Origin of the sequence: Terrimonas ginsenosidimutans (assembly GCF_022012415.1) — a bacterium.
Taxonomy (GTDB): domain Bacteria; phylum Bacteroidota; class Bacteroidia; order Chitinophagales; family Chitinophagaceae; genus Terrimonas_A; species Terrimonas_A ginsenosidimutans.
This window is the reverse complement of record NZ_JAKLTR010000001.1, coordinates 248,950-262,546: the sequence shown is the minus strand read 5'-3', so window position 1 is coordinate 262,546 and position 13,597 is coordinate 248,950. Positions and strand designations below refer to the sequence as shown.

Below are 13,597 nucleotides of genomic sequence, written 5' to 3'. Positions count from 1 at the left end.
CGTTGGTATTGGCATGACCTGTGGCAACGATCGGAAGATCCCGTCAGAAAGTTTTCTGCTATTTGAACTGGCAGACGGTTTGAGTAAAGAAATCAAAAGAGAATATGTGATCAAAATATGTATCCGGCAGATCCGATGGCAACCCTTCAGCAGATCTGTTGTTCGTATGTAATGAGCTGCTCACAAGAACAAGCCAGATGCTTTTGAGGTCTTCATTACGCTTGAGTGTGGCCAGATCTTCATCGCTGGTAAAGAGATCCTGATCACCGCTCAAGCGTTTCTCCCGTAGAATGACACCGATACGGTCTTCCTGCTCTTCTACAATATTAAATCCGAGAGGTTGGTCCTGGTTGATCCTGAGTGAGGGTCGGAAGTTGTGAACAAAGTGGACAAGGTCCGCCAGTTCTATGATCCGTTCTTCCTGCAGATGGTCATTCTGCGGATACTGCAGGACGGATCTTTCCACCAGCTGTTGGAATTCGGTTGGATTCATATTGGTAACGATTGAGTATACAAAGAAAGCAGAACCCCTGATACGTACCGTTGGTTTTCTACGAAGAGGGAGCGTTCTTATACAAAACAGGCGCTTCGCCGGTTGATGGACGAAATATTTCCTTACACGTTATCCGGGTTAACCGATCCGGCCGAATACACCTGGAAGAATTCTTTTTTATATACTTCACCCAACGGAATTTCTGTGTCACCAATATAGATCGTGTGATGGTCGAAAGAGTCAATATGTGACTGATTGACGAGATATGACTTGCTGACGCGCAGGAAGAGCTGGTGAGGGATCCGCTGATGGATCGTACGCAGGTTCATTGCAGTGATGAGTTTTTGGCGTTTCGTATAGATCACTACATAATCTTTCAGACCTTCGATATACAGGATGTCTTCAAAGTTCACGCGATGAAACTTTCTATCTGCCTTGATCAGCAGAAAATTGTCTGTCGTTCCTTCCACCTGGTTTTTTTCTGTATCATTGGAAAGCATGCTCTTGTAAAGCTTTGCTTTGCGGATGGCTTTTTCCAGCCGGTCTTTACCGATCGGCTTTAGAAGATAATCGATCGCATCAAGCTCATAACTTTTTGCGGCGTATTGTGAGTAGGCGGTGGTAAAGATGGTAAGTATTTCTTTTGGTATTTGCGCCGCAAATTCCAATCCGGAGACCAACGGCATTTCAATATCAAGAAAGATCAGATCGACCTTATTGTTCTGCAGGAAATCCATAGCAGCGGGCGCGTTTGAAAAGGTGCCGGCGATGTGAATCTCTGGTATGATGCTGATCATTGCCTGCATTTCCTGGCGGGCAAGAGGCTCATCATCTATTATCAAACAGATCATACAGGAATAATTAAATGTACAGAATAGCAACCTGGTGTTGTACGGATGTCCAGCTCATGCATATCGTTGTAAAGAAGGTTAAGCCGCCTTTTGATATTGGGTAAGCCGAGCCCGCCGCTATTGGCTGAAGAAGGAACGTAGGCCGGATCGGTGGAATTCTTACACGTGAAGGTCAGCCTGCTGTCTGTTACTTCGATGATGACGTTAATAAAAGAATCGCTTTGCTGAATGGTCACACTATGTTTGACTGCATTCTCAATAAATGCGGTGAACAGATTTGATGGAAGCTGGATATCATTCATCTCCCCGTAGGCCGGTAGACAACTGATGTTGATCCGGAGATTGTCCCGGCGTAATTTTTCCAGGTTGAGGAAGTTGGAGATGAAATTGATCTCGTTACGCAAGGATGCCCGGTTCTCATTATTCTCATATAACTGGTAACGGAGGAATTCAGAGAACTTTACAATTACGGTGGTTGCTTTCTCCTGGTCGATCCGGACAAGGGCCTTGATGCTGTTCAGCATATTAAAAAGAAAGTGGGGGTTGATCTGATTGCGGAGACCGTTCAATTCCATGGTAAGATTGGATTGATTTAGTGCCGCGATCCGCTCATTATCTTTTGCCCATCTTTGAAAAAGTTTGATGGTGGTGGTCATCAGTATGATCGGAATTACGATCAGCATGCCTTCATATTCCTTCCGGGGTTTTGACAAACGCATGTCATCTAATGAAAGATATTCAGGTCCGAGATAAGCCGTAATTATAAAGGATAGGAGAGTCAGTCCCGCTTTTACCAGTATGAACACAAGTAGAAGATAAAGCAGGTATTTGCCCTTGAAGAAGATTTTGGGTACCAGCAAGTACATGTTGATGTAGAACATAATGGCAAATACAACCCATACGATCAGCGGGCGCAGGGTCTTATATTCACCTTCATAGTCCTTTACCCATGTTGAATAATATATCAGCGCCAGAAATCCCAGGCATAACGAAATATGACGTAAGACGCGGTATTTATCGTGAACGATAAAATCCACTACTGCACTGTTTCGGAACTCCGGATAACCCTCTTGCATAGCAGGAATAAATTCAGCAGTAAAGTTAAGCCCCCATCCCAACAGGAAACGTGAAATTATACCAACAGTCCCGCGGGACCTACGAAAATGGCGGGTTTGCTGATTTCGTATAAAAGTAATCAGGGTTGGTATAATATGCTCAGTTGACTGAATATTCAACCGTTTCTTTGGAGCGTATTTACCAGGATCAACATGTTTTATAATGGATGATGCTTCATCCCAATTTTTTTCAACATGCATACTTTATTGAGCAGACGTGCCCTGCCGGTCAGTTTACTTTTTCTAAGTGTTAGTGCTTCAGCTCAGAAAACGGCGGACAGTACTTCACAGCGGGTGCTGAATTATCTGGCAGGACAATTTGCCGTCGCACGGCCATTCAACCTGGAATACACTGGATCGTTGCCGTTCAACTATACCCCGAAATATGAGAACACCAAATTGCCGCCAGCGCGGATGAATCATTTCTCACAGTTAAAAGCAAGTGCGAATGTGAGTTTTTTAAAAAGCAGCAAATGGTTAGCCGGAGCCACGGTGGGATACAGGTACACGGATCTGTCCACAACAATGAGGTCGCTCACCGGTACGCAAATACAGGAGGTTGACAATGATTTTCACTACCTTTTTGCATCAGTTAATGTCAACCATTTTTCAAGGCTGTTCAATAAGACCGTTATTTATTCAGGCAGCCTGATCGCGGATGGCAGTGAAGAAAGTTTTGGAAGAATAAAGGGCCTTTTATCGGCAACGATGGTCTTAAGAGCAGATGCGAAAGTAAGAATGAGCGCCGGTTTGTTAGTGAACATAGACGGAGGATCGCAGCTTCCCGTATTTCCATTGTTTATGTATGAGAACAAACTTGGCAAAGGCTGGACGGCAGATATTATTCTCCCAAGACAGTTTTTGCTGAGAAAGTATATTCCCGGTCATGGTCGTTTATCGATCGGTACACAGCTGGACGTAACAATTTTTTATATGCAGGGATTGGGAGCGAATACAACGCAGAAGTTCGAATACAGGCAAACAGATATTTTGAACGGATTAATATATGAACACCTGCTCGGCAAGCATTTTATCTTAACAGGAAAAGCCGGGTTACGCGTCACAACCAATGGGCGGATCTTTGAAAAAAGCAAAACGTTTGCAGACGGGGTTTTTGAAACTTCGCCGAAGCCCGGAGGATATTTTAATGTAGGCGTTTCGTTCAATCCGTTTTTTAAGAAAAAAGTTAAGTAGATAGACCATAGACATGGTGTCCCCTGCGCGCTTCTTATCTCTGCCGACAGATCGACTCTATGGTCCTTTTCATAAAAATCACCCCGGCGATTCAAAAATTTACGAAATATCGTAATCGAATTCTTCTATTCGATGAACTAATGAATTGATTTACAGCATAACCTTTCACTGGCATTCCGTTGGACTGATGTTGAGTACAAAATCTACAGCATATGCTTCTTCAGATGAGTACAACGCAACTACACGATCCCGTAACAGGCTTGATGAATCAACCCCGATTTAGTGATGCCGGAATTTCTATTCAACCTGTTCGCGCGTCGGGAACAGTTAACGATAACACGGAGGGCTTTACTCTTATCGTGCTTAGCGAAGGTTCAGGCACAATAAATATTGATGGCGGTCAGATAAGCTGGGAGGGGACTTATGCATGCCCTTTAAATGATGATTGCAATTACATTATCAAAGAAAGCTCATTCAGGTCCGGTTATGAGATCAAACTCAGTAAAGCTTTTATTCAGCGAAATAACCTCGCTATTGAATTACTGCCGTTTACCCGCTGCAATGGTTTTTCCCTGCAATCGCCAGCCGCAGAGGAGATCGTTTACCTGGTAAAAAAGATCAGCCTGTTGCAGAACTTCACCAATGGGCAGGACGAGTCCATCACCGCTACTCTGATCAAATTATTGCTTCTCTATCTGCATAAATCAATGCCGGAAACAAACCGGGCTGTTACTGCAAAAAGACAGCATGCACTAGCCGGATTATTTTTTAATCTTGTTGGCAAACATTTTCGCGCCAGGAAAATGGTGACTGATTACGCGAGCGAACTCTGCATTAGCCCGCATTACCTCAGCCAGGTAGTAAAGGAAGTGACGGGCGAAACCCCCAGCTACTTTATCCAGCAACAGATCGCTAAAGAAGCAAAAAAGCAGGCACTGATGTCTTCCAAATCCATGAAGGAAGTTGCTTATGATCTGGGTTTTGATGACCAGGCACATTTCAGCAAATTCTTCAAAAAGAATACGGGGATGAACTTTACTACCTTTCGCAGCACTGCATCTTTCGCATTATGATGAAGCATAAATTAACGGTATGTCGTAAAATGCATCCACGCGAAATATTTATTAAGTTAATGATAATGAATCTTTTGATAAATGGCATCACAATTGAAAATTTCCGGCATGAATGAGAGTAAAGTCATTGAGCCACCAGCGGCAAAGCATGTGCTTTGGACAAGCATCACTTTGTCCTTTGCTGCGGGGTTTGCGGACAGCACCACGTTCATCGCAGGGAATGAAACGTTTTCCGCGCACGTAACGGGAAACTTTATCATTTTCGGAGCCAAGCTGGTAGGGCAGCAGGCAGATCAGCACACGTGGATGAGCCTGTTGACGTTTCCCGTCTTTGTGATGGCGGTGATGACCGGCGGGTGGTGGGTAAGCAGTGGCCGGACATCCCGCTCATTATTGCTGTTGGAAAGCCTCCTGCTGCTCCTCGCAGGGGTCACCGCCTGCGTGTTCACGATCTGGACAGGCCCACATTCCAATATGAATGTGATCGTTGTAATGATCGCAGTAACAGCAATGGGATTTCAGAATGCATTCAGCAGACTTGCGCCGGCACTCACTTTTGGACAAACCACTGTAATGACGGGAAATGTAACTCAGGCCGCACTCGCTATTCGGGAGTATCTTGCACAGCGAAGCAATATGACGGCGGCGGCGAAAATAAAAGAGCAGGCGGTCCTGGTAGGTGGATTCGCATCAGGCTGCGTGGCAGGTGCTTCACTAAGCGGATGGCTGGGATTAGCAGCATTGGTATTACCAGGACTTATAATGAGCATGTGTTACCTGCTGCACGATCAACCCGATCATCTTTCTTCCCGGTCAATCTTTAATAAAACGACTAAATGATCTTGTCGCAGAGAGTTTATCAATGGAGCCTTTTGTTTTTCTTCACTTTTTTTGTGCAGCAGATCGGGCATGCACAAACAGCAGCAGACCTGCAACTCATAAAAAAGATCACCGGCAATGAGCGGACAGATACTGAAGCAATAGAAAAGCTATACCATGCCGGCGACGCCGCTCTCGATAAGCATGGTCCGGCGCCGGTAAATATAACGGAAGCGGAAAAGATCAGTGGGCTGCTGAAACGCCTGGGGACGAACCCCGGTTTGCAGGTAGCGCAGGGATGGGGTTTATTGTTAACGGCAAAGATCAAACGGGAAAATGGTGAAGCATCTCAGGCACGTCAGCCAGCCCTGCAGGCGCTGGAAGTGTTCAAACAGATGGGACATATAAGAGCGCAGGCGGAAGCATTGATCGAGATCGGAGGGAGCTACTCAAACGACGCTGATCAGCTATCATCCAAAATAAAATATTATGAACAGGGCGTAGAGCTTTACAAGCAAATAAATGACAAGGCAACTGTGTCTCGACTGAAAGAATTCGTAGGAGACCTTTACCAGCTTAATCAGCAATACCAGCCAGCGCTGGATAATTTGTTTGAAGCTGTCAGGTTGTATCAAGAGCTCGGCATGAAAAACCTGCAGGGGGTTTATAGCCTGATCGGCGCCGTGTACAGTGCAAAAGATGACTTCGCACAGTCATTGAAGTATAACCTCATGGCAGTGGAAACCGGTGAAGCGGCGAAAGACTCCGGAAACCTGATGATCGCGATCTACAACCGCGTTGGACAAAGCTATTATTCAATGGAGTCTTTTTCCAATACATTGAAATACTTTGAACGCGGTTTGAAGATCGCTTATGCTATCCGAGATACTGCTTCGATCCAGACCATGCAGATGAATGTTGCAGACGCTCTGCGCAGGCTTGGACGAATTGATGAAGCACTTGATTCTGCAAAAGCATCGATCACGATCGCACCTATTCCCGCCTGGGGAACCTTGTTTTTTGAGATCGCCTGCTTCGCTATCTATTCCGCCGCAGAAAACTTCCCGGAAGCAGAGAGATCATATCAGCGACTACTTGTCATTTATAATAATCCGGCGACCTCTGAGAAAGGAAGACAGCAGATCCGTGTGACGGCGGCAAGTTATCTGCAGCAAAGAAAACGTTGGGCCGAATCTGATCAATTGCTCAGGGCATATGCCGAACATGAAAAAGAAACACCGATCACTTTACGCAAGGCGGCGGCGGCAGAAAAATTCATGTTCCGCGTAGATTCTGTCAATGGAAACTGGCAGGCCGCAAATATCCATTTGCTGAAGTTTTTGGAACTTAATGATTCGATACAACGCGAATTGAGAGCGAAAGAGATCGGCGTGTTGCAGGTTGAATTTGAAACAAAACAAAAGGATAAGGATATCCAGTTACTCACGCAGAAAAGCCAGTTGCAGGAAGCTTCGCTTCAAAGAGAGAAAGTGTTTCGCAGTGCGTTTATTGCGGTGGCGGCTTTGATGCTGTTGTTGCTTGCTCTTTTTTATAATCGATACCGGTTGAAGCAAAAGGTCAACCAGCAGCTGGAAAACAAACAAACGGAGATCAATGAGCAGAATGAACGATTGAAGCGCCTGCTGGATGATAAAGAATGGCTTTTAAAAGAGGTCCATCACCGCGTGAAGAACAATCTTCAGATCGTGATCAGCCTGCTCAATACACAATCCAGGTTTCTCGATAATGAAGATGCAATTGCCGCGATCAGGAACAGCCAGCATAGAATGTATGCCATGTCGATCATCCATCAGCGCCTTTATCAAACCGAGAATCTGGGTACGATCGATGTGAAATGGTATCTGCAGGAGCTGATCAGTTACATGAAAGAAAGTTTCACCACCGGATCGCGCATCAGTATCAGTATAGATGCAAAGCCGCTCGAACTGGACGTAGTGCAGGCGGTGCCGCTTGGATTGATCGTAAACGAAGCAGTAAGTAATGCGATCAAATATGCCTTTCCCGAAAACTCAGGGGGACTGGTAGAGATCAGTATGCTGCCAGGAAAGAACGGACTGTATACTTTGACGATAGAAGATAATGGAACGGGGATAAAGGAGATGGAGGAAGTATTACAAAAAGGAACACTTGGCCTGAGCCTGATCGAGGGACTTGCCGGCCAACTCGATGGTGAGCTGAGCATGGAAAACACTGATAAAGGGTTCCGCATCCGGCTGATTTTTGCAGTGCGCGAACTTTCCGGAAATAAAGCGCAGCCAACGCCGTCAGCCGAAGCTATGGAGCGGGGCGATCACTTAAAGACATTCAAATTATAATGCAAAAAGAAAACATTCTTATTGTTGAAGATGAATTTATCGTAGCAAACGATCTTCGGCACATCCTGCTGAAAGAAGGATATCGTGTGGCAGGTATTGCTGCATCGGTTGAGCAGGCAAGAAAAATGATCGCTGATAAGAAGCCGGACTGGGTGTTGCTTGATATCATGCTCAAAGGAGATCTCACCGGTATTGATCTTGGATTCGAATTGAAGGAGCAGCAACGGCCATTCCTCTATATATCGGCAAACACCAATCAGCAGATCCTTGAAGCCGCCAAGCAAACAGAGCCTTACGGATTTCTGGTAAAACCCTTCCGTGAAAAAGATCTGTTTGTGATGCTCGATATCGCAAGACACAGGTTTGGGGTGGAGACAAAAAAAGTAACAGCTATACAAGCACCCGTAACGGCCATATCGGGGTTGATAGGCGAGAGCCCGCAGCTAAAAGTAACTATTGAACAGATCAGAACGGTTGCCCCGGGTGATACGTCTGTATTGATCACGGGAGAAAGCGGAACGGGTAAGGAAGTTGTGGCAAAAGCTATTCATCAGCTATCAGCACGGGCGAAGAAGCCATTGATCACGGTGAATTGTGGTGCATTGCCGCAAACGCTTGTTGAGTCGGAGCTGTTCGGATATGAAAAAGGAGCTTTTACCGGCGCGAATCAGCGGCATGCAGGGAAATTCGAGCAGGCTGATGGAGGTACTGTCTTTCTTGATGAAATCGGAGAGCTTCCGTTGGAGATGCAGGTAAAACTGCTGCGGGTATTACAGGAGAAAGAGATCGAACGATTGGGAAGCAGCCAGACAATTAAAGTGGATATCCGGATCATTGCCGCTACCAACCGAAATCTCGAGAAAGAAGTGGCCGAAGGACGTTTCCGTTTGGATCTTTATTACCGGCTCAATGTATTTCCGATCGAATTAACCCCGCTGCGTGGAAGAAAGAAAGATATTCCATTGCTGGCCCGGCATTTTCTTCAGGTATACAGTACGCAAAACGGCAAGCAGGTCAATACAATTGATGCCGATACTATGGAGCAGTTCATGCAATACAACTGGCCGGGAAATATCCGCGAGATGCAGCACCTCATAGAGCGGAATGTATTGTTTGCAAATGGAGAAATATTGAAGATGGATCTGCCAAAGCAGGTATCAAAGCCAGTGGAAGGCGCTGGAATCAAAACAATGGAGGAACTGGAGCGGGATCATATTGTAGCAACGTTGCAGCATGCGGGAGGCAAGGTGTCTGGGGTTGGTGGTGCGGCGGAGTTGCTGGGTATTCCTGCGCAGACATTGTATTCGAAGATGAAAAAACTGGGAATAAGGCAGCAGTATAATTAGTGTACTGGCCAGTAGCTTTATAGTCGTTCGATCATCGGCCATCGATCATCGACACATGCTCCTTCTTTATACCCAGCTTCTGCATCTTTGATATCAATGTTGTTGCTGGTAATCCTAATTTCATTGCAGCGCCATTCGGTCCTGATATTCTTCCATGACAGAGATCCAGCACTTTTAAGATATATTCCCTTTCCATCATCGCCAGTGTTTGAATGGCTGAGTCTTCAGCCGGCGAGATTCTTACTTGTTTTGTTGGCAGCGAAATCTCTGTAATGCTTTTTCCTTTTAAAAGTAAAACCGTCCGTTCTACCAGATGCTCGAGCTCGCGGATATTACCGGGCCACTGGTATGATTCAAGCAACTTAAGGACTTTCGCGGAAATGGTGATGCCGGCATTCTTATGACTGTATTTGCTTAGAAAATAATTCGTTAGTGGAGCAATATCTTCTTTGCGATTGCGCAATGGTTGCAGGTGCAGAGGCACAACATTCAACCGGAAAAACAGGTCGCCGCGGAAGCGTCCCTTTTGTACTTCGGCCTGCAGATCACGGTTGGTAGCGGCAATGATCCGCACATCAACTTTCACCGGTTGATTGCCGCCAATCCGTTCAATCTCTTTTTCCTGTATCACCCGCAGCAATTTTGATTGAAGAAGCAACGGCAATTCGCCTATTTCATCAAGGAAGATCGTGCTGCCGCTCGCCAGTTCAAACTTCCCGATGCGCTGCTGCGTTGCATTGGTGAAGCTTCCTTTTTCATGACCGAAGAGCTCGCTTTCGATCAGTGTTTCAGGAATAGCGGCACAATTCACGCGGATCATCAACCTGTCTTTTCTTGGAGAATTCTCATGGATCGTACTGGCAACAACTTCTTTACCTGTACCCGTTTCTCCCTGTATTAAAATGGTTGATGAAGAGGGTGCTACCTGGGCGATCAGTCGCCGCAATTCATTAACTGCTGCAGATTCTCCGATGAGTTTATTTCCTGCGGGAAGTATGCGCTCCTGCAGGTAGTGATTTTCCTGCTCTAACTTTTGCTTCAATTGTTCAAGATCCTCCAGCGATTTTGTCAACTGTTCATTCGCCAGGATATTTGCTGAAGCAATAGCAAGTTGATTGGCGATGGCTGTAAGTAAAGAAAACTGATCGTCAGTGAATGTGCCTTTTTCTGCGGCATAGAAGTATAAAACGCCTTTTGCAGAAAGGCCATCGATCTTTACGGTAAGCATTTCGGCAATGCCGGCATTGAACCAGTGAACGATATAAGGAGGGGCATTCTTCCGTTGCAAAACTTTGCGCAGATCATGGACCAGCGGTTGTGTTTCGCGCAGCGTAGTATCAAAGATGCTGTCCGCTATTGGGTGTTTGCTGTGAATGATAGGGTTTTCATCCGTCAGTGTTGAGATCCGCTCCCGCGAATGCAGGAACGGGCTATGGGTTTCTCCGTCCTCATTGATCAGGCAGAGGGTATAATACTTCGCATTGAATGCCTGGAGCAATTCATGAGAGACAAGCTCCCAGAGATCACTGCGTGTGCGGACTGCAGCCATGCGGCTATTCAGGGACAGCAGCAATGATTGTTCCTGTTCTTTTCGTTGCAGCTGCGCAAGAAGTTCCCGGGGGTTTGATGGCGCAGTTATGTTTTTTTTATCCGTTGGCATGAACGGTGAAATTAGGGGAGAATGGCGAGAAGGGGTAGTAGGAATGTACGGGATTTCTTAAAAATGATGATCCTGCTTAAGCATTTCGATGGTCGATGCTCGATCATCGGATATCGATCATCGTTCATCGGTCACCGTTACAAGTGTCGTTCTTCCCATATTCTTGGCGGTAGCATATATTTCCGTAAAGTCTGTCTTCCTGAACCTGATGGAAACCGTTGTTCCTTTATCATTATAGATCCTGCATTCTCCGTGGATATCCTGGCTCAACCCACGGATCAGTTTGATGCCAAGGGATTGGTTAAGATGCTTTTCCCAGTTTGGTGGCAGGCCGATTCCATTATCACGGATAGTAAGGCAGATCTCAGAAGATCCTTCGCGGATGAGTGCTACGTGGATCAATCCTTTCTGGTTAGATGGGAATGCATACTTGATCGAGTTGCTGATGGCTTCATTCAGGATCAGGCCAAGAGGAATAGCCTGACTGACATCGAGCTGGATCGGTTCGATATTTTTGCGGAATACGACAGGGCGGCTTTCTGCGAAACTGTTCTCCAGGTGCATCAGCAGCTCCGGGAGATATTCTTCCATATTCACGGATGTTGTGTTTTCCTGCTTATAAAGTTTCTGATGGATCAGAGACATAGCGTATACCCGGCTTTGGCTTTTCTGAACCGCCGCCAGCGCATCATCCTGGAGAAATACAGCCTGCGATTCCAGCAGGCTGAGGATAGTATGAAGATTGTTCTTGACGCGGTGGTGCACTTCTTTAACCAGCAACTCTTTCTCATGCACCAACTGTTCAAGCTTTTCATTCCGTTCCGATAATTTCGCTGCATTCTTTCGCTTCAGCATATACCGGTTCAATACAAGTGACAGAATGATGAATAAGAGCACCGCACCGGCGATCAGCATATCGCGGGTAAAAGACGCCTTGTTTATGGCCGCCTGCTTCAAGGATGTTTCCTGCTGTAACAGCGTGATGCTGGCTTGCTGGATCTGCAGGTTCCTGGATTTTTCAGCGGCATCTGCCTGCGATAGTTTTAAGTTTGTTTCACGGATAGTTCTTTCGTGCGCGAAATTCAATTGTGTTTGTTCAAGATCTTTTTCCCGGAGCGCATTTTTCTGCGTGAGCAATTCTATGGATTGTTGCTGCAGCTGCAGATCTTTATCTTTTTTCTGCGCCTCATATTGAACAAGTAGTTGCTGCATTTCGCTTTTGTGTTCATTCTTTTTTGCCGAGTCCTGAAGTTTCCGCATCCTCATCAGGGTAAACATCGCTGAGCGATAATTTCCTTCAACGGTATCAAGACGGAATAGCATGGAATAAGCACCGATCGATTGACTGACAGTAATGTTTTTTAGGGTCAGGGTCCTTTCGAGGTAAGTACGCGCCGAGTCGTATTTTTTTGTATCGAAGTAGTATTTTCCAATATGGTTATAGGTGATCGGATCATCCACTTCATTTGTTTCGGACAGCCTTGTCATAGCGAGGTAGGCCCGGTTTGCCTCGTCAAATCTTTTTGCATGATTTTGAACAAACGCGATTGACCTGTAATAAATGATCGAGTCTTTCAACCGTGAAAACCCCATCCTTATTTTGGAGTCTTCAAGATATTGTAAAGCTTCATCTTCTGCATGCAGGTGTGACATGTCGTGAGCAACATACTCTGTCAGGATCCACGCATTTCCTGTATCACCTTTTTTGACGCCGAGTTCAATCGCTTTCTTACAGGCTTCCACGCTGTTGCGGAATTGTTTTAATCCTGAGTAGGCTACACCCAGCATTCCATAAAGGCGATCCAGCATATAGCCGTTCGTGCTTTCAGAAAGGGCGATCCCTTCCAGAGCAAACTCCAGCGACTTCGTATCGTCAGTAGCGCGATGGGCATAGTTGCTCACATGAAAATAATAAATGATCATGTCCTCCGGCTTCACCCGGCTTTTGAGCAAGAGTGCTTTGCTTTTATATTCTTCGATCTGTTTGGCATGACCATATTTCAAGATCTCTCCCAGTGCGATCTTGTAAGTCCTTAATTCCAGGCGATAGTCCTTTTTTTTGCGGGCTATGGACAACGCGGTATTGATCGATGCAACAGCACTGTCCAGGTTTTTGGGAACTGATTCGCCATCCAGGAAATATTTCTGGAGGTAGGTCAGCATCAGTACCTGTGTGGTATCATTCAGGCTGCTTAATGATCTGTGTGCAAAACCAGTTTCGCCATTTTCCATTTTCGCCACGCTGGCGGCAAGTGTGGATTGATTAAATCCTTTTACATAATGCAGGGAATTACTCAGTGCGGCAGCCTTTTGAGCAATGGCGAATGCCGAGTCAAGATCTTTTTTTTTAGTTCCGCTTTTATCAATAAAGTACCAGCTTCTTTTGACCCATTGTTCGATCTGTTGCTGATCCTTTGAGTTGATTTGAAACTGATCGCCGTCGTTCGATCCGGAATGCTGTGCTGCAACGTTGCATACAGTGAGCAGTATTACGGCGATCAGGAAAGATCTTTTTTTCATGAGAAACTAATTTGAAAGGCTGGTATATGATGGGCTGGGTTAAAAAGAAAGAGTTCAGCACTATGCTCAATTTGATCGGCAGGCGGATCTAACTGTCAGTTTTTACTAAATATAGTGAGAGCCGATGGGGCAGAAAAGCAGTGGGCAGTTGATTTATTGGATGGATGGTGCCTGGAATTGTACGGATCAT

At 45.7% G+C, this 13,597-nt stretch carries 10 protein-coding genes; 5 read left to right on the top strand and 5 right to left on the bottom strand.

The genetic code is table 11. The annotated features are described in order from the left end of the window. Positions 1 to 58: 58 nt before the first annotated feature. From LZZ85_RS01045 to LZZ85_RS01035, 3 genes are all read right to left on the bottom strand, one after another. On the bottom strand, positions 59 to 493 hold the full coding sequence (locus LZZ85_RS01045) for a hypothetical protein (protein WP_237868064.1): 435 nt from the start codon (positions 491 to 493) through the stop codon (positions 59 to 61). Between the two features lie 122 nt (positions 494 to 615). Next, positions 616 to 1,344 (bottom strand): LytR/AlgR family response regulator transcription factor, encoded by a 729-nt coding sequence (locus LZZ85_RS01040; protein WP_237868063.1) that lies wholly within the window; start codon positions 1,342 to 1,344, stop codon positions 616 to 618. Beyond that, the gene (locus tag LZZ85_RS01035; RefSeq protein ID WP_237868062.1) at positions 1,341 to 2,420 is read right to left on the bottom strand and encodes a sensor histidine kinase; all 1,080 of its coding nucleotides are present in this window, start codon (positions 2,418 to 2,420) and stop codon (positions 1,341 to 1,343) included. The genes LZZ85_RS01040 and LZZ85_RS01035 overlap by 4 nt, the downstream gene beginning before the upstream one ends. A 234-nt stretch (positions 2,421 to 2,654) precedes the next feature. Between LZZ85_RS01035 and LZZ85_RS01030 the strand changes: the two genes are divergently transcribed. The 5 genes from LZZ85_RS01030 to LZZ85_RS01010 all read left to right on the top strand — a co-directional run bounded on the left by LZZ85_RS01030 (position 2,655) and on the right by LZZ85_RS01010 (position 9,227). Then, on the top strand, positions 2,655 to 3,653 hold the full coding sequence (locus LZZ85_RS01030; protein WP_237868061.1) for a hypothetical protein: 999 nt from the start codon (positions 2,655 to 2,657) through the stop codon (positions 3,651 to 3,653). A 212-nt stretch (positions 3,654 to 3,865) separates the two neighbouring features. Continuing rightward, positions 3,866 to 4,726: a helix-turn-helix domain-containing protein gene (locus LZZ85_RS01025; protein ID WP_237868060.1), complete on the top strand. Its 861-nt coding sequence runs from the start codon at positions 3,866 to 3,868 to the stop codon at positions 4,724 to 4,726. 108 nt (positions 4,727 to 4,834) lie between these two features. Next, on the top strand, positions 4,835 to 5,566 hold the full coding sequence (locus tag LZZ85_RS01020; protein WP_237868059.1) for a YoaK family protein: 732 nt from the start codon (positions 4,835 to 4,837) through the stop codon (positions 5,564 to 5,566). Beyond that, a complete protein-coding gene (locus LZZ85_RS01015; protein WP_237868058.1) occupies positions 5,563 to 7,881 on the top strand; it encodes a histidine kinase dimerization/phosphoacceptor domain -containing protein in 2,319 nt (772 codons plus the stop codon). Before LZZ85_RS01020 ends, LZZ85_RS01015 begins: the two co-directional genes overlap by 4 nt. Continuing rightward, on the top strand, positions 7,881 to 9,227 hold the full coding sequence (locus LZZ85_RS01010) for a sigma-54-dependent transcriptional regulator (protein WP_237868057.1): 1,347 nt from the start codon (positions 7,881 to 7,883) through the stop codon (positions 9,225 to 9,227). Before LZZ85_RS01015 ends, LZZ85_RS01010 begins: the two co-directional genes overlap by 1 nt. A 31-nt stretch (positions 9,228 to 9,258) precedes the next feature. On the opposite strand, the gene LZZ85_RS01005 is transcribed toward LZZ85_RS01010, so the two are convergent. Further along, a complete protein-coding gene (locus LZZ85_RS01005) occupies positions 9,259 to 10,887 on the bottom strand; it encodes a sigma-54-dependent Fis family transcriptional regulator (RefSeq protein ID WP_237868056.1) in 1,629 nt (542 codons plus the stop codon). 117 nt (positions 10,888 to 11,004) lie between these two features. Next, on the bottom strand, positions 11,005 to 13,407 hold the full coding sequence (locus LZZ85_RS01000) for a tetratricopeptide repeat-containing sensor histidine kinase (RefSeq protein WP_237868055.1): 2,403 nt from the start codon (positions 13,405 to 13,407) through the stop codon (positions 11,005 to 11,007). Positions 13,408 to 13,597: the final 190 nt, after the last annotated feature.